The organism is Saccharibacillus sp. WB 17 (genome assembly GCF_008634075.2).
GTDB classification, from domain to species: Bacteria; Bacillota; Bacilli; order Paenibacillales; family Paenibacillaceae; genus Saccharibacillus; species Saccharibacillus brassicae.
This window is the reverse complement of the sequence record NZ_VPFK02000044.1, coordinates 84972-105540: the sequence shown is the minus strand read 5'-3', so window position 1 is coordinate 105540 and position 20569 is coordinate 84972. Positions and strand designations below refer to the sequence as shown.

Here is a 20569-nt window from a genome sequence, read left to right as displayed (position 1 = left end):
CTATAGAGGAGTGAACGCAATGAGCACAACGAATACGACGCAAAAAGACATCGCGATGCCCCAGCTCGCCGAATCGCTCGTCTCCGCGACGATCGCCAAATGGCTGAAACGTCCGGGCGACACGGTCGATCTGTACGAGCCGATCTGCGAAGTCATTACCGATAAAGTCAACGCCGAGATCCCGTCCACGGAAGAAGGCGTGATGGGCGAGCTGCTCGCCGCCGAAGGCCAGGAGATCGCCGTCGGCGAGATCATCTGCCGCATCGTGACCGCCGGCGCGGCTCCGGCCGAAGCCGCCGCTCCGGCCGCGCAGGCCACGGCTCCAAGCCCGGCTTCGCGTCCGGGCGATACCGCCGCGCCGCAGGCCGCGTCCGCCGGCGAAGCGGGCAGCATGCGCGCCCGCTTCTCGCCGGCCGTACAGGCGCTTGCCGCGCAGCACGGCCTCGATCCGGCCGTCATCCCCGGCACGGGCATGGGCGGCCGGGTCACGCGCAAAGACGTGCTCCAATACGTGGAGCACGGCGGCGCGTCCCGGGCGGCCGCATCGGCCGCTCCCGCGGCGCCGTCCGCGCCGCAGCCCGAAGCGGCCTCATTCGCCGCACCGCAGCCGCCGATGTTCGCTTCGTCGTCGATGACGTCGCAGAACGAAGTCCGGCATTCCGGCCTGCATCTCAGCGAGAATCCGAAGCTGCCGAAGATCGAGATCGAAGAAGGCGGCCGCGGCGCCAACGAGACGTATATCGACATCACGCCGATCCGCAACACGATCGCGACCCGCATGCGCCAGAGCGTATCGGAGATTCCGCACGGCTGGATGATGATCGAAGTCGACATGACCAATCTGGTCAAACTGCGCAACAAGCACAAGGACGAGTTCAAGCGCAGCGAAGGCGTCAACCTGACGTACCCGGCATTCGTCATCAAAGCGGTCGTCAACGCGATCAAGGATTACCCGATCATGAACTCCGTCTGGGCGGTCGACAAAATCATCGTCAAACGCGATATCAACATTTCGCTTGCCGTCGGCACGGAAGATTCGGTCCTGACCCCGGTCATCAAAAAAGCCGATCAGAAAAACATCGCGGGTCTCGCGATGGAAATCGACGATCTGGCCCGCCGCACGCGCGAGCGCACGCTCAAGATCGACGATATGCAGGGCGGCACGTTCACCGTGAACAATACCGGTTCGTTCGGCTCGATCCTGTCGCAGCCGATCATCAACTATCCGCAGGCCGCGCAGCTGACGTTCGAGTCGATCGTCAAGCGTCCGGTCGTGATCAACGACATGGTCGGCGTCCGTTCGATGGCGAACTTCTGCCTGTCGCTGGACCACCGGATTCTCGACGGCCTGATCTGCGGACGGTTCCTGCAGCGCGTCAAAGAAAATCTGGAAAGCTACTCGCCGGATACGAAACTTTATTGAGTTTCGTCGGGCGTTTCAGCGCTTGACGTGTTCGGCGTTTGACGTATTCGATCCTGTTTTTTGGATCGTGTTCCGACACGGAAGCATGCGTTCGGACAATCGGTTTTTTCGACAAAAAAGCTTCGGCCCGCGCGGGTTTTGCGCGCAGCCGAAGCTTTTTTGGTTCGCCGAATGTTCGGAAGTGTCCGAACGGCGCCGTGTCTTGCGACGTTTCGCCTGTTTTTTACACGAAAACCTGAAGCAGTCCGAGAAAGACCGAACCGACCATGGCGATAATCATGAGCCAGATAAAAATTTTGAACCATTTTTTGTTCTGCATGAAGCCGTCAAACCCCTTTTCGTCCATGAATGGGAGCCGGTACGCCGCCGCTTTTTCGCCGCGCCGTCTGTCCCTTTTTGGTTTTTTATACGTTTACTAGTAAGATAGAAGCAGAAGGGGCGGGTTGCCTTCGAGCCGGGCTGCCGCGCAAACCGCTCATGATATTCATTTTAACTTATCGGGAAAGCGGAGGGAAGTTTATATGATCGATACACAACGATTGGTGCACGAATTTCTGGAATTGGTGCAAATCGACAGCGAGACCCGCAGCGAACGGCTGATCGCCGACGTGCTGACGAACAAGTTCAAGCTGCACGGTCTGGAAGTCGTCGAAGACGATTCGGCGTCGCGCTCGGGACACGGGGCGGGCAACCTGATTGCGCGGCTGCCGGCGACCGAAGGCGTAGACGCGCCGAAGCTGTTTTTCACCTGCCATATGGACACGGTCATGCCGGGACTCGGCATCAAGCCGGTCATCGGCGAAGACGGCTGGATTCGCAGTTCGGGCGACACGATTCTCGGCGCCGACGACAAAGCCGGCGTCGCGGCGCTGCTCGAATTGATCCGCGTGTTGCGCGAACAGGAAATTCCGCACGGCCAGATCCAGTTCGTCATTACGGCGGGCGAAGAATCCGGGCTGATGGGCGCGCGCGCGATGGATGCGTCCCTGCTGGACGCCGAACTCGGTTTTGCGGTCGATTCGAACGGCGAAGTGGGCGAGATCGCGGTATCGGCGCCGACCCAGGCCAAGATTACTATGGAAGTCCACGGCAAAGCCGCGCACGCCGGCGTCAACCCGGAAGACGGGATCAGCGCGATCCAGGTCGCCGGCAAAGCGATCGCCCGCATGAAGCTTGGGCGGATCGACAAGGATACGACGGCGAATATCGGCAGCTTCTCCGGCAGCGGCGCGACCAACGTCGTGATCGACTACGCGAAGCTTGAAGCCGAAGCGCGCAGCGTCGTGCAGGAGAAGGTCGATGCGCAGATCGCTTCGATGAAGGAAGCGCTGGAATCCGCCTGCGCGGAATTCGGGGCTACGGCGGGATTCGAGAGCCGGATCGTCTATCCGTCGTTCAACCACGCGGACGATTCCGAAGTGGTGCAGCTCGCGAAAAAAGCGGCGGCGCAGCTCGGGCTCAGCGGCCGGACGTTCCAGTCGGGCGGCGGCAGCGACGCGAACGTGTTCAACGGGTTCGGCGTGCCGACGGTCAATCTGTCGGTTGGCTACGAACATATCCATACGACTTCCGAACGGATCAAAGTCGAAGATCTGGGCAAGCTGGCCGGATTCATCGTCGAGATCGTGCGTCAATCGGTACGGGCTTAACACGGCTTGAAGACTTAACCATCCAACAGACGAGAGGCGGAATGCAGCATGGAACCGGGCAAAGAAAAATTGTGGGAAACAACGGTCGGCAGCGAACCGATTTTTGACGGCAAGATCATCAAGGTCCAGATCGACACGGTCGAACTGTCCGACGGCACGCAGGCCAAGCGCGAGATCGTCAAGCATCCGGGCGCGGTCGCCGTGCTTGCGATCCGGGGCGGCAAGCTGCTCGTCGTCGAGCAGTTCCGCCAGCCGCTCGGCCGCACGGAGATCGAGATTCCGGCGGGCAAGCTCGAACCGGGCGAAGATCCCCGTGAAGCGGCCGCGCGCGAGCTTGAAGAAGAGACCGGCTACCGCGCGCCCGAGCTGCTGCACCTGTCTTCTTTCTATACGTCGCCGGGCTTTGCGGACGAGATCATTCATTTCTACGCCGCCGAGAACCTGACCGAAGGCACGCTGCATCCCGACGAAGACGAGTTTCTGGAATTGACCGAGATTACGCTTGAAGAAGCGTTCGAGCATATTCGGGCGGGCCGGATCAGCGACGCCAAGACGCTTATGGCCGTGTACGCGTGGCAGATCCGGACGCTGACGGGAAACTGGCCGGTCTGAGCGCCTGAAACGTTTGACTTTGAAGCCGGGTAACTTCTATAATAGGGAACGTGAGTTTGACTGGAGAACGGCCGGCAAGAACGGGCATGCTCCGAGGGGGAGGAGAAGCATGGAAGCGCGGATCGACAATATCAAGCAGCAGCTGCAGTCCAAAGGATACAAATTGACGCCCCAGCGGGAAGCCACCGTTCGCGTGTTGCTGGAGAACGAAGAAGACCATCTGAGCGCGGAAGACGTGTTCATGCTGGTCAAGGAAAAAGCACCGGAGATCGGTCTTGCGACCGTATACCGCACGCTCGAACTGCTCAGCGAGATGCATGTGGTGGAGAAGCTGAACTTCGGCGACGGGGTATCCCGTTACGACCTGAGAGGCGAATCGAACAAGCATCACCACCACCATCTGATCTGCGTACAGTGCGGCAGCATGGACGAGATTCGCGAAGACTGGCTGCTTCCGCTCGAAGAGCGTCTGGAAAAAGAATTCCGGTTTACCGTTTTGGATCACAGGCTCGACTTTCAGGGAATCTGCCACCGCTGCAAAGCCAAGGAAGAAGACCAGGCTTAAACGGCAGGCGGACAAGTTTTGTGCACGTGCCCGGGAAGATCGGCGAGCGGGCGCTGCACCCGTTCGGGCGACAGGGTCGCGCGTGCGCCGCAGCGGGCTCCGGAAGATCGAAATCGATCTTCCGGGGTTTTTTTGCGACGAATTTTTTGCCTTTTAAAGGAGTTCCGTACAAGCCGTGGAATCTTTAACAAACGGGATTCGGCAGCCCGCCCAAAAGGGCAGCAAGCGGCTTTCCTGAGGAAGTTTGGAGGAGGTCCATCAGTGAATACGCATTTGGACGCGTTTATAACGTATATGGCGGAGGAAAAACGACGCTCCGCAAGCACGCTCGAATCGTATCGCCGCGATCTGGCACAGTTCCTCGAATTCGCGGGCGGGCGCAGCTTGACGGCCGTGGACGAAGTACGCAAATCGCATATCGCCGCTTATTTGAACGAGATGAAGCGTTCCGGCAAAGCGCCGTCCACCGTGATCCGCGCTTCCGTTTCGATCCGGTCTTTTTTCCATTACCTGATTCGGCAGTCGCTGATCGTCCACGACCCGTCGATGGATCTGGAGACGCCCAAGCCGGAGAAAAGACTGCCGATCGTGCTGACGGTAGGCGAAGTGGAACGGCTGCTCGACGCGCCGGACCGGACGAACGCGCAGGGCGTCCGCGACAAGGCGATGCTGGAAGTGCTGTACGCTACCGGCATCCGGGTGTCGGAGCTGATTGCGCTGAACGTCGGCGATATCGATCTGGAACTTAAATTTCTGCGCTGCGGCGCCGCCGGCAAAGAGCGGATCGTGCCGATCGGGCGCATGACGGCTGCTGCTGTGACGGCTTATATGGGCGCCATGCGCGGCCAGCTGCTCAAGCGCGAAGACGAAGCGGCGCTGTTCCTGAACCAGCTCGGCACCCGGCTGACGCGGCAGGGATTCTGGAAAATTATTAAAAAATACGCAGCGGCGGCAGAGATCGAGACGGACATTACGCCGCATACGCTGCGTCATTCTTTTGCCGCGCATCTGCTGGAGAACGGCGCCGACCTGCGTTCGGTCCAGGAGATGCTCGGCCATTCGGATATTTCGACGACGCAGATCTATACGCACGTCATGAAGCGCAACATGAAGGAAGTGTACGAACTGCATCATCCCCGCGCCTAGGCCGGAAGACTCAACCCTGCAATACACTCAAATATGAACCCTACTCAAATATGAATCAAACGGAGCGTGCACTTTATGACAACTTTGACTACCCATGCAGCAAGCATTCAGGAAGCGGCGGATTACATCCGCTCCAAGACGGAACTGCAGCCGGAAATCGGGCTGATTCTCGGGTCGGGTCTCGGCATTCTCGCCAACCTGATCGAAAATCCCGTCTCGATTCCTTACGAAGACATCCCGCATTTTCCCGTCTCGACGGTCGAAGGCCACGAAGGCGAACTGCTGCTCGGCACGATTCAGGGCCGTCCGGTCATCATGATGAAAGGCCGCTTCCATATGTATGAAGGCTATGGCCCGGAAGTGACGGCGTTCCCTGTCCGCGTCATGAAAAATCTCGGCGTCACCGGCCTGCTCGTCACGAACGCGGCCGGCGGGGTGAACACGTCGTTCACGCCGGGCGACCTCATGCTGCTGTCGGACCATCTCAACCTGACCGGCAAAAGCCCGCTGATCGGACCGAACGATTCGGCGCTCGGCGTCCGCTTCCCGGACATGTCCGAAGCGTACAGCCGCAGACTGCGCGCCGCCGCCCACGACGCCGCAGACAAGCAGGGCTTCACGTTCAAGGAAGGCGTATACGCCGGCCTGCTCGGACCTTCCTACGAGACGCCGGCCGAGATCCGCATGCTGCGTACGCTCGGCGCGGACGCGGTCGGCATGTCCACCGTATCCGAGACGATCGTGGCGCGCCACGCGGGCCTCGAAGTGCTGGGCATTTCCTGCATCACGAACATGGCCGCCGGCATTTTGGACCAGCCGCTGTCGCATGACGAAGTGATGGAAACCGCCGATCTGGTCAAGGAAAAGTTCCTCGGCCTCGTACTGGCCATCATTCCGAATATGTAACGTCGCCCGTCAGGTGACAAAAACACAAATCTCCTGCGCTTTAGTCCATTCAGCGCGTATTCGAGGGTCTGCTATACTGGGTACAAATCCCGGGGCGGGCCCTCTTTCGTTAACGCTGGAGCGGCCGGGCCGGAACACATCGGAGGAATTGACATGTATCTGCACGGAAGTAGCAAGATCAATGCCGCAGGGCATTTGGAAATCGGGGGCTGCGACGTCGTCGAATTGAAGCAGACGTACGGCACGCCTCTGTACATTATGGACGAAGAACTGATCCGCCGCCGCGCGCGCGAATACCGCCAGGCGTTCGAAGCTTCCGGCCTGACGTTCCAGGTTGCCTACGCGAGCAAAGCGTTCAGCACGCTCGCCATGTGCCGCATCGCGGACGAAGAAGGGATGTCGCTCGACGTCGTGTCCGACGGCGAACTGTACACCGCGCTCAAAGCCGGCTTCCCGGCGCACCGTATCCATTTCCACGGCAACAACAAGACGCCGGACGAAATCGAAATGGCGCTGGACGCCAAGATCGGCTGCTTCGTGGCGGACAACTTTATCGAACTGCAAATGCTGCAGGCGATCGCGTCCGACCGCGGCGAGAAAGTGAACGTACTGCTGCGCGTAACGCCGGGCGTCGAAGCGCACACGCACGAATACATTTCGACCGGCCAGACCGATTCGAAGTTCGGCTTCGATATCCAGAACGGTACGGCGATCGAAGCGGTCCGCACGGCGGCGCAGCTTCCGAACCTGGAACTGCTCGGCCTGCACTCGCATATCGGCTCGCAAATTTTCGAGACCGACGGTTTCGAGATGGCGGTCGAGCGCGTCGCCGGCTTTGCCCGCAGCGTCAAAGAGCAGCTGAACGTCGAGTTCAAGGTCGTTAACCTGGGCGGCGGCTTCGGTATCCGCTATACGGAAGGCGATACGCCGCTGGCCGTGGCCGAATATGTCAAAGCGATCACCGACGGCGTGAAAAAGCACTTCGAAGGCATTGCCGCGCAGCTGCCCGAAATCTGGGTCGAGCCGGGCCGCAGCATCGTCGGCGACGCCGGCACGACGCTGTACACGGTAGGCACGAGCAAAGACATCCCGGGCGTACGCAAATACGTTGCCGTCGACGGCGGCATGACCGACAACCCGCGTCCGGCGCTGTACGAATCCAAGTACGAAGCGATGCTCGCCAACCGGGCCGGCGACGCCAACGAAGAGACCGTCTCGATCGCCGGCAAATGCTGCGAGAGCGGCGACATGCTGATCTGGGACGTCGAACTGCCGAAGCCGAATACCGGCGACCTGCTGGCGGTAGCCTGCACCGGCGCGTACAACTACGCGATGGCGAGCAACTACAACCGCATCCGCCGTCCGGCCGTCGTCTTCGTCAAGAACGGCGCGAGCGACCTCGTCGTCCGCCGCGAGAGCCTTGACAACATCACCGGCAACGACGTCATTCCGGCGCGTCTGGAGAAACAGGGCGCGCAGGTCAAATAAAGCGCAAGCAATAACGGGAAGATAACGGGGAGGGGCAGCTTGCGCTGCCTCTTTTCGGTCGGTTCGGCGGCCGTTGAAGCAGACAGGCGAGATTGATTCGCGATTTTTGCGCTTTGCGTCAGATCGGCGAATCGGGCTGCGGGTACGGAAGCAAGCGGCAAATCCGGCGTTTACATTGACAAAAAAGCAGCGTGGCCGAGCAAATTCCGTTTTTGGTCCCTTTACATTGCTTTTTAAGCAGCGTACGTTCCCCTTTTTTGGTTAGACCGCGTTTCGGGTTTTGCTTTGTCCGCTTTTTTCGGGTACACTGGTTAAGGTTGCCGAGGCGCCTTGCGAGGCGGAGTTCGGCCGGATGATACAGACCTCTACAGAAAATTAAGGGAGATGACCATGATGAAAAAAGGATATATCGAGCTTGAAAACGGCGGCAACGTCGAGATCGAATTTTTGCCGGAAGAAGCACCGAACACAGTAGCAAACTTCGAGAAACTGGCAAACTCCGGTTTTTATAACGGCCTGTCTTTCCACCGCGTCATTCCGGGCTTCGTCGCTCAGGGCGGCTGCCCGAACGGCACCGGCACAGGCGGCCCGGGCTGGCAGATCGACTGCGAGACTTCGACGAACGTAACGAAGCATGCCAAAGGCGTTCTGTCGATGGCGCATGCGGGCAAGAACACCGGCGGAAGCCAGTTCTTCGTCTGCTACGGCCCACAGCCGCACCTCGACGGCGTACACACCGTTTTCGGCAAAGTAACCAAAGGCATGGAATTGATCGATGCCGTTAAACCGGGCGACAAGATGAAAGAAGTCAAAGTCGTAACGGAATAGTATCGTCACGGAAAAGTAAATGAACAAACCCAACAGCGATCGGAGGCTTAGGCCTTTTGATCGCTGTTTTTTGTCGTTCGCTTTTACTTGGACTTACAGACGCAGATGTAGAAGACGTTTTTCCAATAAAAAAGCCGCTTCTCCTCAAAATTAACCGTTTTCGCTGAGCATGGTGTATAGTTAAAGCACTTGAATTTTCGCTGCCGCGAACGATAATCGAAAAGGAGTTTTTGATATGCACCGCTTTTTCCAAGTCGGCTACGCCATATTTTTCGTCCTTATTTTATTGATGCTGCTCGTTTTGCCCTGGCCCAACGGCACGGCCATGTATCCGTTTCTGATCCTGGTCATCTGCGCGTGGGGATTTTGGTATTCGGGCAAAAAGCACAAACGCAAGCCCGATCCCAAAGCGCTTCCGAACGCAAGACCGTATGCCGGTTCGAAAGGAAATGCCAAATCGAACGCCAAGTCCAAACCGAATTCCAAATCGAGACGGTAGCGTGCCGATTTTCCAACATCGCGCCTATCGCAGGACTCCAAAAGCTTGTCAGGCCGCGGCCGATAAGCTTTTTTTGGCGTAATTTGCATTTCTTTTCCCGCCATGCTACCATCATAACCAATACCGTATTCCGGTCAGTTGCCGGGTACGCATATACTCTTTCGGGGCGGGGCGAAATTCCCCACCGGCGGTGACGGCGCGCGATTCTTAGGGATCGCCGGCCGAAGTCCGTGACCCGAGCCGTTTGTGTGACGCAGCGGCCCGGTTGACCTGGTGCGATTCCGGGACCGACAGTTACAGTCTGGATGGGAGAAAGAGAAAACGAACCGTCGTATTTGCCTTGCATACGGTTCGGGAACGACGGGCGCAGCCCGGCGATTCTCGAATCCGGCATGGAAACGCGGCACTTCATGTTCGCGCATGAACCGAACGGGCCGATCCGACTTTTTTGTCGCAGGCGCCCGTTGGTTCGTGGTCTGCGCATGCGGGCTGCCGCGTTTGGAATTCGGGCGAATGCAAACGGCAGGATGAAGCCTGTTTGGGCGCACCCTGTTTGTTTGCGTACCGAATTTTCGGCAAATGCAGGATCTTTCGATTTTCAATCCCAAGCCCCGTCCCCGGATCTTTTTGCCGGGTGCGGGGCTTTTTGCATGTGTGATAGCGGCATGTACCGAAAAAGAGCGCTCTGGAGCGGTATGAAGATGTAGAAGATTCAAGAAGATTCAAGCGGAAAAAGAGAAGTCAAGGAGGATCTGCGCATGTTTACCGGACTGATCGAAGAAGTAGGCAGCCTGCGGCGCGCCGAGCGGCGCGGAGAAGCGATGGTATTGACTCTCGGCGCCAAAAAAGTGCTGGAGCACGTCGCGATCGGAGACAGTATCGCCGTGAACGGCGTCTGCCTGACCGTCACGAGCTACGGCAAAGATTCGTTCACCGTCGATGTGATGCCGCAGACGTACCGCAGCAGCAATCTGAGCACGCTCGGCAGCGGCAGCCCGGTCAATCTGGAGCGGGCACTGGCGGCCAACGGACGCTTCGGCGGACATATCGTGCAGGGGCATGTCGACGGAACCGCTTCGATCGTGTCGGTCGAGCAGGACCAGAATGCCGTCGTGTTCACGCTGAAAGCGGACGATCCGCATCTGATGCGCTACGTCATCGGCAAAGGCTCGATCGCGATCGACGGCATCAGCCTGACCGTAATCCATGCGGAGGACGGATATTTCGGCGTCTCGATCATCCCGCACACGCTGGGCGAGACGTCGCTGAGCCGCAAAAAGGCAGGCAGTTCCGTTAACGTCGAATGCGATATTTTGGGCAAATACGTTGAACATCTGCTCGGCTTCGGGCAAAAAGAGAAAGCGGGAGCGAAGACGTTCTCCGCAATCGACGAAAGCTTCCTGTCGCGGCACGGATACTCCTGAACACCCTGCACGGCCGAGAGCTTGAACGAAAGACGGAGGAGGAGACAACATGGACGAACGATTTGCTTTCGACGAGATCGACGACGCGCTGGCGGATCTGAAATCCGGCAAAATCGTGCTGGTCGTCGATGACGAAGACCGCGAGAACGAAGGCGATTTTATCGCGCTGGCCGACCGGGTAACGCCGGAAGTCATCAACTTCATGATTACCGAAGGGCGCGGCCTTGTGTGCCTGCCGATTACACGCGAACGCGCGGTGCTGCTGGAACTCGATCCGATGACGACGCGCAACACGGACTTTCACGGGACGGCGTTCACGGTGTCGGTCGACCATATGGAGACGACGACCGGCATTTCGGCGCATGAGCGCGCCGTGACGGCCCGGGCAATCGCGCGGCTTGAGACGACGGCCGACGATTTCCGGCGTCCGGGGCATATGTTCCCGCTGATCGCCAAAGACGGCGGCGTGCTGCGGCGGGCCGGCCATACGGAAGCGGCGGTCGATCTGGCCCGCTTGAGCGGGGCGGAGCCGGCGGGCGTCATCTGCGAAGTGATCAAGGAAGACGGGACGATGGCCCGGCTGCCGGACCTGGTCGATCTGGCGAAGAAATGGAATATGAAGCTGATCAGTATCAAAGATCTGATCCAGTACCGCAGCGAACGCGAGCAGTTGGTCCGGCGCGAAGTGGAAGTCAAGCTGCCGACGGAGTTCGGCGAATTCCGCGCCGTCGCCTACAGCAACAAGATCGACGACAAGGAACATATCGCGCTCGTCAAAGGGCAGATCGATCCGGATTCCCCGGTGCTCGTCCGCGTGCATTCCGAATGTCTGACCGGCGACGTGTTCCATTCGCAGCGCTGCGACTGCGGACCGCAGTTCGACGCCGCGATGCGCCGGATCGAAGCCGAAGGCTCCGGCGTGCTGCTGTACATGCGCCAGGAAGGCCGCGGCATCGGATTGATCAACAAGCTCAAAGCGTACAAGCTGCAGGAAGAAGGACTGGATACGGTCGACGCGAACCGCGCGCTCGGCTTCGCGGCCGACCTGCGCGAATACGGCATCGGCGCCCAGATCCTGAGCGATCTCGGCGTCAAGCGCATTCGCCTGCTGACGAACAATCCGCGCAAGATCAAAGGGCTGCAGGGACACGGGCTCGGCATCGTGGAGAGAGTACCGATCCAGATGGAGGAGAACGCCGACAATGCCGGCTACCTGCATACGAAGCAAAGCAAATTGGGCCATTTGACCAACTTCGGCCTGAACGGCCCGGGCGGGCACACGGCGCCCGGCGAGCTTGAAGCGCTGGAGCAGAACGAGACGCCGAGCCCGCCGGAGAACGGGGCAAGACTGTAAAGACCGGACGTTTCGCGCAAGCCCGGCTTCGCGGCCGAAGCGGGATGACGGCGTGATTGCGGCACGATTAATGAGGAAATTTGTAAAACGAAGGCTACAAACCGGTCAATCTGGTATACAATAGACAAAGGATGGTTGATGACAAATGGCAAACGTATATGAAGGACACTTGGTTTCGCAGGGATACAAATTCGGGATCGTCGTCGGCAGATTCAACGAGTTCATTACGGCGAAGCTGCTGTCGGGCGCGCTCGACGCGTTGAAGCGCCACGGCGCGGAAGACGACGACGTGGACGTGGCCTGGGTTCCGGGCGCGTTCGAGATTCCGCTCATCGCGCAAAAAATGGCGGAGAGCGGCAAGTACGACGCGATCATTACGCTCGGTACGGTAATCCGCGGATCGACGACGCATTACGATTATGTCTGCAACGAAGTGGCGAAAGGCGTGTCCGCGATCAATTTGAAAACGGGCGTTCCGACGATCTTCGGCCTCGTCACCACCGAAAATATCGAACAGGCGATCGAGCGTGCGGGTACGAAAGCCGGCAACAAAGGCTGGGATTCGGCGCTTGCGGCGCTTGAAATGGCCAGCCTGAGCCGTCAGTTCAAAGGCTGACCGTTCGCAATACAGGCGGAGGGGAAACGGCTTGACTGTACTTTACAAACTGGAATCGTTCGAAGGTCCGCTCGACCTGCTGCTGCATCTGATCGACAAGTCGGAGATCGATATTCAACAGATCTCCATCAGCATGATCACGGAACAGTATATGGGCTACCTGCGCAGCATGCAGGAGCTGGAGCTGGAAGTGACGAGCGAATTCCTCGTGATGGCGGCAACGCTGCTCGCGATCAAGAGCAAACTGCTGCTTCCCAAACCTCCGGTGATGGATATGGACGAATACGATTTCTACGAAGAGGAAGAATCCGATCCGAGGGAAGACCTGATTCGCCGGTTGACCGAATATCGGAAGTATAAGAGCATTGCGGGTCTGCTGCACGAGAAAGAGCACGAGCGGGGCCGCATCTATATTCGCGAGCCCGACGATCTGGCTCCGTTCCTGCCCGCGGAAGACGACAATCCGCTGGAAGGGCTGCATATGTCCGATCTCGTATCGGCGCTGCAGCGCGCCCTGCAGCGGGCCGATCGCAAACCGACGGTTGCCCGTATCCGCCGCGACGAGATTTCGGTCCGGGATCGGATGCGGGAATTGGAAGGGGCGCTTCGCGGAGCGGGACCGGGTGGCAGAATCTTGTTTTCGAGCGTGTTGAACGAACGGATGTACAGACAGGAGATCGTCGTGACGTTCCTCGCCGTACTCGAACTGATGAAGATGAAGCAGGTGAGCTGCTATCAGGATCGGCTGTTCGACGACATCGTAATGGAGTGGAGAGGGGAAACGGCGTCAAATGGATTTGCAGACGTTGAAGTCGATTATTGAAGGCCTCCTGTTTTTGGCGGGGGATGAAGGCTTGACCGTGCGGCAGATAGCCGAGATCACGGAGAACAAACCGGGCGAAGCCCAAAAAGCGGTCGAGAGTCTCCAGCGCGATCTGCGCAAGGCGGGGCGGGGCGTGCGGGTGACGAAGCTTGCCGGCGCGTACCATCTGGCGACGCTGCCGGAACATTCGGAATATTTCGAACGGCTGGCTTATTCGCCGTCGCGCGCGACGCTGTCGCAGGCGGCGCTGGAGACGCTGGCGATCGTCGCTTACCGTCAGCCGATCACGCGGATCGAGATCGAAGAGATCCGCGGGGTCAAGTCCGAACGGGCGATCCATACGCTGACGAACAAAAATTTGATCGTCGAGACCGGGCGAGCCGATGCGATCGGACGTCCGATCCTGTACGGGACGACCAAAGGTTTCCTCGACCACTTCGGGCTCGGCGGACTGGAAGAACTGCCGGACGCTTCGGCGTTCGAAGCGATGATTGCTTCGGAAGACGAAGAACGGCTGCTGTTCGGCGGTCCCGCCGGATCGGCGCAGGCCGAAGCCGAACAAGAAGAACCGCCTGGCCTGCTGTGGGCGGACGGTTCGGAGCGGGAGCCGGAAGAAGAAGGCGGGTAACGGCCGCCTGCCGCGACGTTGTCTTGGGCCCTTCCCGCATCAGGGAAAGGGCCCTGTTTTCGCTGTCTGCCGCGCCCGTTCTCGCAATCCGGTTTTCCGAGGCAGCAGTGTCTTTGCAAGGCGGACAAGCGCCGCAAAAACGCACGGTTGAACTTGTGGTTTCTGAACTCTATAGGTATGATGAAAGATGAGGTGACTGGATGACTATGGAACGATTACAGAAAATTTTGGCCCAGGCGGGCGTGGCTTCGAGACGAAAATGCGAGGAACTCATCCTGGCGGGCAAAGTCGAGGTGAACGGCGAAATCGTAACGACGCTTGGCACAAAAGCCGACCCGAACGTCGACGAGATCACGGTCAGCGGCCGGGCGATCAAAGCGCAGCAGAAGCTGTATTTGATGTTCAACAAGCCCAAAGGCGTCATTACGAGCGCGACCGATCCCGAAGGCCGCAAGGTCGTAACCGATTACATCAAAGGGATCAAGGAACGCGTCTATCCGGTAGGCCGTCTGGACTACGACTCGGAAGGGCTGCTGCTGCTGACGAACGACGGCGATCTGGCCCAGAAGCTGACGCACCCGAGCCATCACGTGCCGAAGACCTACCTGGCTACGGTAGAAGGCATTCCGCACGGCGATTCGCTCGAGAAACTGAGACGGGGCATTCAGCTGGAAGACGGCATGACCGCTCCGGCGCAGCTTGAATATTACGACGTGGACCAGCAGAAAAAGCAGGCGACGATCCGCATCACGATCTATGAAGGCAAGAACCGTCAGGTTCGGCGGATGTTCGACGCGATCTCGCACCCGGTCAAACGGCTCAAGCGGATCTCGATGGGCAACCTGTTTTTGCAAAACCTCAAGCGCGGCCTGCATCGCCCGCTGACGGCAAACGAAATCAACGAGCTGAAGCAGCTTTCGGAAATTACGCACGAGAGAGAAACGCCGGACAAGTAACATTTCCGCGCATACCGTTGACGAAAGGATTGTTGCATCGTGGCTGATCAAAAAGAGCGAATTCTCGTAGTGGACGACGAAGAAAGAATCCGGCGTTTGCTTCGCATGTATTTGGAAAAAGAAGGCTATGAGATCGAAGAAGCGGAGGACGGCGAGAGCGCTCTGCAAAAAGCGACGGAAGGCGATTACACGCTCGTTATTCTCGACGTCATGCTGCCCGGCATCGACGGCGTGGAAGTGTGCGCGCGCCTGCGCCAGGTCAAATCGACGCCCGTGCTGATGCTCACCGCCAAAGGCGAGGAAGTCAACCGGGTGCAGGGCTTCGAAGTCGGCGCCGACGATTACGTCGTCAAGCCGTTCAGCCCGCGCGAAGTGATTTACCGGGTCAAAGCGATTCTGCGCCGTTCTTCGGCGACCGCCTATCTGACCAAAGAAAGCGGAACGAGCAACAACATCGTATTCCCGCACCTGACGATCGAGCACGATGCGCACCGCGTGCTGGCCGGGGGGCACGAAGTGGGACTGACTCCCAAAGAGTACGAACTGCTGCATTATCTGGCCGTGTCGCCGGACAAGGTCTTCTCCCGGGAAGAGCTGCTCAAGGACGTGTGGAACTACGAATTTTTCGGCGATCTGCGCACGGTCGATACCCACGTCAAACGGCTGCGCGAAAAGCTGAACAAAGTGTCGCCCGATTCGGCTTCCATGATTACGACCGTCTGGGGCGTCGGCTACAAACTCGAGGTTCCGAAGTAAGATGATCGGGTGGAGAGAAAGAGTCGGCAAACTGTGGCAGACGCTGGTTGGCAAGCTGTGGCTGACGATCATTGCGCTCGTCGCGTGCGTGCTGCTGACTCTGGGCTTTTTCCTGCTGCCTTACGTCGATATCGCCTTCGCCAACTCGGCGGCCGTCAAGCGGATGCTCATCTACGTGGGCGTGATCGGCTTTTCCATGACGACCGTCTTTGCGTTGTTCCTGCTCAAAAAGATCACGCAGCCGATGCGCCAGCTGATCGACGCGGCGGATTCGATCCGTCAGGGCGATTACGGCACGCGCGTGCATCTGGACGCCCACGACGAGATCGGGGAGCTGGCCAGCACGTTCAACCTGATGGCGGCCCGGCTCGAGGAGAATATTCGCGACCTGAATATCGAAAAAGAACAGTTGGCCGGCGTACTGCGCAGCATGAGCGACGTCGTGATGACGTTCGACCGCGAAGGTACGGTGCAGTTGACCAATCCGGCCGGCGACCGCCTGCTGGAAGACTGGAAAGCGATCAGTTGGCGCGACGACCAGACGGAATCGTCCGAGGCAGTACGCTCCACGATTCCCGAACCGCTGTATCCGCTGTTCGAGCAGGTGCGCAAGACGCTTGAAGACCGCAGCGCCAACGTGCTCGTTCGCCAGAGCGTCTGGGCCGTCAACATGGCGCCGCTGTTTCTGGACAACGAAGTGCGCGGCGTCGTGGCCGTTCTGCGCGACGTGACCCAGGCCGTCAACATGGAGAAAATGCGCAAAGATTTCGTCGCGAACGTGTCGCACGAAATTCGTACGCCGCTGTCCATGATGCAGGGATACAGCGAAGCGCTGCTCGACGGCTTCGCCGACTCGCCGGAAGAGCAGAGCGAACTGCTGCACGTCATCCATGACGAATCGCTGCGAATGGGACGGTTGGTCAAAGACCTGCTGGATCTGGCGCGGATGGAAGCCGGGCATACCGATATGACGCGAACCCGCGTCGAGATCGGCGAACTCGTCGAACGGGTATACCGGAAGTTTGCCGTGCGCGCCAAAGAAGGCGAGCTGGATTTCCGGCTGGAACGGGCCGAAGGCGAGCTGGTGCTCGAACAGGCCGACGAAGACCGGTTGGAGCAGGTCGTGACCAATCTGCTCGATAACGCGTTCCGGCATACGCCGTCCGGGCGCGGCGTGCTGATTGCGGTCAAGCCGACGCTCGCCGATCGGGAAGCGATGACGATCTACGTGGCGGACGAAGGACACGGCATTCCGGCCGAAGACGTGCCGTACATTTTCGACCGGTTCTACAAAGCCGACAAAGCGCGGACGAGAGCTTCTTCCGGCGGGACAGGGCTTGGCCTTGCGATCGTCAAAAACATCGTGGACGCGCACGGAGGAAGCATTCAGGTCGAAAGCGTTCTCGGCGAAGGCACCAAATTTCGCGTCATCCTGCCGAAAAACGGCAAAAGTGGTTGATTTTCGTTCCCGACAAGAGGCGCAAAAAGGTATGAACCCTAACGTGTCCGGAGTCTCCGGCACGTTATTCTTCAATCAAAAAAGGGAAAGCGATTGAAAGGAGGAGCCACGATGAGCGGCACCTATATTTTGGCGTTGGATCAGGGGACGACGAGTTCCCGGGCGATCTTGTTCGATGGGGAAGCGCGTCCGATCGCTTCCGGGCAGCGGACGTTCGAGCAGCATTTCCCGGTACCGGGACAGGTTGAACACGATCCGGAAGCGATCTGGGACAGCCAGCTGGAAGCGGCGCGCGAAGCGATTGCCGTGTCCGGCGTCGAAGCGAAGCATATTGCGGCGATCGGCATCACGAATCAGCGCGAGACGACGCTCGTCTGGGAACGCGCAAGCGGCCGTCCGATCGGCCCGGCTATCGTCTGGCAGGATCGCCGGACGGCGCCCCTGTGCGAAGAACTCAAAAAGCGCGGTCTGGAACACTATATCCGGCAGACGACCGGACTTGTGGTCGACGCGTATTTTTCGGCGACGAAGATCGCCTGGATGCTCGACCATATCCCGGGAGCGAGGCAGCGGGCGGAAGCGGGGGAACTGCTGGCCGGCACGGTCGATACGTGGCTGATCTGGAAATTGACCGGCGGAAAATCGCATGTGACGGACGTGACGAATGCGTCGCGCACGATGCTGTTCGATATCGGCCGCCTCGATTGGGATCAGCGTCTGCTGCAGGAACTGAACATTCCCGTTTCAATGCTGCCGCAGGTGCTGATGTCCGGGGCGGACTTCGGCGTGACGCTGCCTCAATGGTTCGGGGGCGCCGAAATTCCGATCGCTTCCGTGCTCGGCGATCAGCAGGCCGCCCTGTTCGGGCATGCGTGCGTGGAAGCCGGACATGCCAAAAACACGTACGGAACCGGCTGCTTCATTCTGCTCAACACGGGCAGCGAGCGGGTGGAATCGACGCACGGCCTGTTATCGACCATCGCATGGGGCTGGAGAGACGAACTGCATTACGCGCTCGAAGGCAGCGTGTTCGTGGCCGGAGCGGCCGTGGAATGGCTGCGCGACGGGCTGAACCTGATCGAAGATCCGGCGGAGTCCGAAACGCTGGCGGCCGGTGTGCCGGACTCGGGCGGCGTCGTGATCGTGCCGGCGTTTACCGGGCTGGGTGCCCCGTACTGGGACATGTACGCGCGCGGCGCGATCTTCGGGTTGACGCGGGGGACGCGTCCGGGGCATATCGCCCGGGCGACGCTGGAGTCGCTTGCGCTTCAGACGCGGGACGTGACCCAGGCGATGGAAAAAGACTCGGGCATTCCGCTGCGCGAACTGCGCGTCGACGGCGGGGCGGTCCGCAACAACATTCTGATGCAGTACCAGGCCGACGTGCTGGGGCTGGAAGTCGTCCGCACCGAGCAGTCGGAGACGACGGCGCTCGGCGCCGCGATGCTCGCCGGTTTGCAGTGCGGCATCTGGGAGCGCAGCCAGTTCCGCTCGTTCAATCCGCCCGGTGCCCATTTTCGTCCGAGGATGGACGCGAAAAAGCGGGAAAGCATCTACAGACGCTGGCAAAACGCGATCGAGCGCACGCGCGGTTGGGAAGAAGAGGAAGACTGAGCGTTCGTCCAGGCGCAAGCCAGAACATTTCAAACCGAAAAGCAGCCCCCGCCGGATTCGGCAGGGGCTGTTTTTTTTAACTGACAAGTGTTCGTTCAAAAGATATTCCGTCCGACGCTTCAAGCCTGCCTTCCGTTCGGGAGCGCAGGGAAAGCGTCGTCGGCCGCGGAACGTTAGAGGGAGATCTCCTGAGCCGAGTTGATCGCTTCCAGACCGACGAGTTCGGTCAGCACGTTCTTCGGCACTTCTTTGTCGACGCTCAGCAGCATGACCGCTTCGCCGCCGACCACTTTGCGTCCGACCTGCATCGTCGCGATATTGACTTCGTTGCGGCCGAGCAGCGTACCGACGTTGCCGATGATGCCCGGTTGGTCATTGTGCGAGATCAGGATCTGATGGTTGTCCGGCGCCGAGTCGATCGGGAATTCGTTGACCTGCACGATCCGTTCGCCGTAGCCGTACAGCAGCGTGCCCGCGACGGAACGTTCCGCGTTGGTCTGCTCGACGAGCGTGACCGTGATCAGGTTCGTGAAGCCTTTGGTGGCGGACGAGCTGCTCACCTGCACGTTCAGGTCGCGGATCTTGGTCAGGTGCAGCGAGTTGACGATATTGACTTCGCTGCCCAGGTGGCGCGACAGCACGCCTTTGACGATATAACGGGTCAGCGGCTGCGTATCGACTTCCGACAGTTCGCCGGCGTATTCGATCACGATCGATTTGACCGGTTCGGCTGTCAGCTGCGAAGCGAAGCTGCCGAGCTTTTCGCCTAGAGAGAAGTAAGGCTGAAGTTTGTTCATGACGCTGCTTGCGACCGGAGGCATGTTCACGGCGTTCTTGAACGGCTCGTCGCGCAAAATGTGCAGCACCTGCTCGGAGACGTCGATCGCCACGTTTTCCTGCGCTTCGACGGTCGACGCGCCCAGGTGAGGCGTCACGATGACTTTCGGATTGTGCAGGAACGGGTGGTCCGGCGCCGGCGGCTCGTGTTCGAACACGTCGAACGCGGCTCCCGCCACGATGCCTTCGTCGAGCGCTGCCACGAGAGCGGCTTCGTCCACGACTCCGCCGCGGGCACAGTTGATGATGCGCATGCCTTTTTTCATGACGGCGAACTGGGCGGTGGAGATCATGTGCTTCGTTTCCGGCGTCAGCGGCGTATGCACCGTGATGAAGTCGGCGTTTTTGACGATATCGTCGACGCTGGACAGCTTCACGCCGAGCTTCTCCGCGCGCTCTTCGGTCAGGAACGGATCGTATCCGAGAATGTCCATGCCGAACGCTTTGGCGCGCTTGGCCACTTCGCTGCCGATCCGGCCCATGCCGAGCACGCCGAGCTTTTTGTTGCGCAGTTCGACGCCGAGGAACTTGCGATCCCATTGGCCGCTGATCGTTTTGGCGTACGCCTGCGGAATATGCCGCGCCAGAGCCATCATCATGGCAAAAGCGTGCTCGCACGTCGTGATCGTGTTGCCGTCCGGCGCGTTGATGACGATGATGCCGCGTCCGGTAGCGGCAGGCAGGTCGATATTATCGACGCCCACGCCCGCCCGGCCTACTACTTTGAGGCGGGAACCCGCCTTCATGATGCCCTCGGTCACCTTGGTCTGGCTGCGCACGAGCAGTGCGTCGTAATCGCCGATGATCTCGATCAGTTCGGCCTCGGACAGACCCGTTTTTTTGTCCACCTGTACGTCGGCCGCTTCCACCAGCTGTTGAATGCCCAGATCGCTGATCGGGTCGGATACCAATACTTTAAACATCGTCTTATTTCCTCCCTTATTCGGTTCGCTGTACGCTGCAAGTCAAATATGTTCCAGAACGGC

Annotated in this window: 20 protein-coding genes and 1 riboswitch; of the genes, 18 read left to right on the top strand and 2 right to left on the bottom strand. The window is 59.3% G+C overall.

Annotation, left to right across the window (positions count from 1 at the left end):
* Positions 1-19: 19 nt before the first annotated feature.
* Positions 20-1423, top strand: coding sequence for a dihydrolipoamide acetyltransferase family protein (locus FTE24_RS20210; RefSeq protein WP_150229747.1), 1404 nt, complete (start codon positions 20-22; stop codon positions 1421-1423).
* 223 nt (positions 1424-1646) lie between these two features.
* Here the strand turns inward: FTE24_RS20210 and prli42 are convergent, their stop codons facing one another.
* Positions 1647-1742, bottom strand: coding sequence for a stressosome-associated protein Prli42 (gene prli42 / locus FTE24_RS20205; RefSeq protein WP_141445956.1), 96 nt, complete (start codon positions 1740-1742; stop codon positions 1647-1649).
* Positions 1743-1944: 202 nt separating this feature from the next.
* Between prli42 and FTE24_RS20200 the strand changes: the two genes are divergently transcribed.
* The 17 genes from FTE24_RS20200 (at position 1945) to glpK (ending at position 18746) form a co-directional block, all read left to right on the top strand.
* The gene (locus FTE24_RS20200) at positions 1945-3072 is read left to right on the top strand and encodes a M20/M25/M40 family metallo-hydrolase (protein ID WP_141445955.1); all 1128 of its coding nucleotides are present in this window, start codon (positions 1945-1947) and stop codon (positions 3070-3072) included.
* 48 nt (positions 3073-3120) lie between these two features.
* On the top strand, positions 3121-3684 hold the full coding sequence (locus FTE24_RS20195) for an NUDIX domain-containing protein (protein WP_150229745.1): 564 nt from the start codon (positions 3121-3123) through the stop codon (positions 3682-3684).
* 109 nt (positions 3685-3793) lie between these two features.
* Entirely contained in the window at positions 3794-4249 is a 456-nt protein-coding gene (gene fur, locus FTE24_RS20190) for a ferric iron uptake transcriptional regulator (RefSeq protein WP_141445953.1), read from the top strand.
* A gap of 261 nt (positions 4250-4510) precedes the next feature.
* Positions 4511-5395 (top strand): site-specific tyrosine recombinase XerD, encoded by an 885-nt coding sequence (xerD, locus tag FTE24_RS20185; RefSeq protein WP_150229743.1) that lies wholly within the window; start codon positions 4511-4513, stop codon positions 5393-5395.
* Positions 5396-5470: 75 nt separating this feature from the next.
* Positions 5471-6301 carry a purine-nucleoside phosphorylase gene (locus FTE24_RS20180; RefSeq protein ID WP_150229741.1) on the top strand — a complete coding sequence of 277 codons (831 nt, stop codon included), beginning with the start codon at positions 5471-5473 and terminating at the stop codon, positions 6299-6301.
* A 153-nt stretch (positions 6302-6454) separates the two neighbouring features.
* Entirely contained in the window at positions 6455-7789 is a 1335-nt protein-coding gene (lysA, locus tag FTE24_RS20175) for a diaminopimelate decarboxylase (protein WP_141445950.1), read from the top strand.
* A gap of 393 nt (positions 7790-8182) precedes the next feature.
* Positions 8183-8617 (top strand): peptidylprolyl isomerase, encoded by a 435-nt coding sequence (locus FTE24_RS20170; protein WP_141450258.1) that lies wholly within the window; start codon positions 8183-8185, stop codon positions 8615-8617.
* 235 nt (positions 8618-8852) lie between these two features.
* Positions 8853-9116, top strand: coding sequence for a hypothetical protein (locus FTE24_RS20165; protein WP_141445925.1), 264 nt, complete (start codon positions 8853-8855; stop codon positions 9114-9116).
* Positions 9117-9269: 153 nt separating this feature from the next.
* A riboswitch (FMN riboswitch) is annotated at positions 9270-9437 on the top strand.
* Positions 9438-9874: 437 nt separating this feature from the next.
* Positions 9875-10540, top strand: a complete 666-nt coding sequence (gene ribE / locus FTE24_RS20160; RefSeq protein ID WP_150229739.1) for a riboflavin synthase — start codon at positions 9875-9877, stop codon at positions 10538-10540.
* Positions 10541-10589: 49 nt separating this feature from the next.
* Entirely contained in the window at positions 10590-11894 is a 1305-nt protein-coding gene (locus tag FTE24_RS20155) for a bifunctional 3,4-dihydroxy-2-butanone-4-phosphate synthase/GTP cyclohydrolase II (RefSeq protein WP_150229737.1), read from the top strand.
* A 145-nt stretch (positions 11895-12039) separates the two neighbouring features.
* Complete coding sequence (gene ribH, locus FTE24_RS20150; RefSeq protein ID WP_150229735.1) at positions 12040-12510, top strand: 6,7-dimethyl-8-ribityllumazine synthase; 471 nt, start codon at positions 12040-12042, stop codon at positions 12508-12510.
* A 31-nt stretch (positions 12511-12541) separates the two neighbouring features.
* Positions 12542-13333, top strand: a complete 792-nt coding sequence (locus FTE24_RS20145) for a segregation and condensation protein A (RefSeq protein WP_150229733.1) — start codon at positions 12542-12544, stop codon at positions 13331-13333.
* A complete protein-coding gene (scpB, locus tag FTE24_RS20140; protein WP_237401860.1) occupies positions 13302-13961 on the top strand; it encodes an SMC-Scp complex subunit ScpB in 660 nt (219 codons plus the stop codon). Before FTE24_RS20145 ends, scpB begins: the two co-directional genes overlap by 32 nt.
* 206 nt (positions 13962-14167) lie before the next feature.
* Positions 14168-14917: a pseudouridine synthase gene (locus tag FTE24_RS20135; RefSeq protein WP_150229731.1), complete on the top strand. Its 750-nt coding sequence runs from the start codon at positions 14168-14170 to the stop codon at positions 14915-14917.
* Between the two features lie 39 nt (positions 14918-14956).
* Positions 14957-15673 carry a response regulator transcription factor gene (locus tag FTE24_RS20130; protein WP_141445919.1) on the top strand — a complete coding sequence of 239 codons (717 nt, stop codon included), beginning with the start codon at positions 14957-14959 and terminating at the stop codon, positions 15671-15673.
* A 1-nt stretch (position 15674) separates the two neighbouring features.
* Positions 15675-17132 (top strand): HAMP domain-containing sensor histidine kinase, encoded by a 1458-nt coding sequence (locus tag FTE24_RS20125; protein ID WP_150229729.1) that lies wholly within the window; start codon positions 15675-15677, stop codon positions 17130-17132.
* 111 nt (positions 17133-17243) lie between these two features.
* Positions 17244-18746 carry a glycerol kinase GlpK gene (gene glpK, locus FTE24_RS20120; protein WP_150229727.1) on the top strand — a complete coding sequence of 501 codons (1503 nt, stop codon included), beginning with the start codon at positions 17244-17246 and terminating at the stop codon, positions 18744-18746.
* A 173-nt stretch (positions 18747-18919) separates the two neighbouring features.
* On the opposite strand, the gene serA is transcribed toward glpK, so the two are convergent.
* Positions 18920-20506, bottom strand: coding sequence for a phosphoglycerate dehydrogenase (gene serA / locus FTE24_RS20115; protein ID WP_141445916.1), 1587 nt, complete (start codon positions 20504-20506; stop codon positions 18920-18922).
* Positions 20507-20569 lie beyond the last annotated feature (63 nt).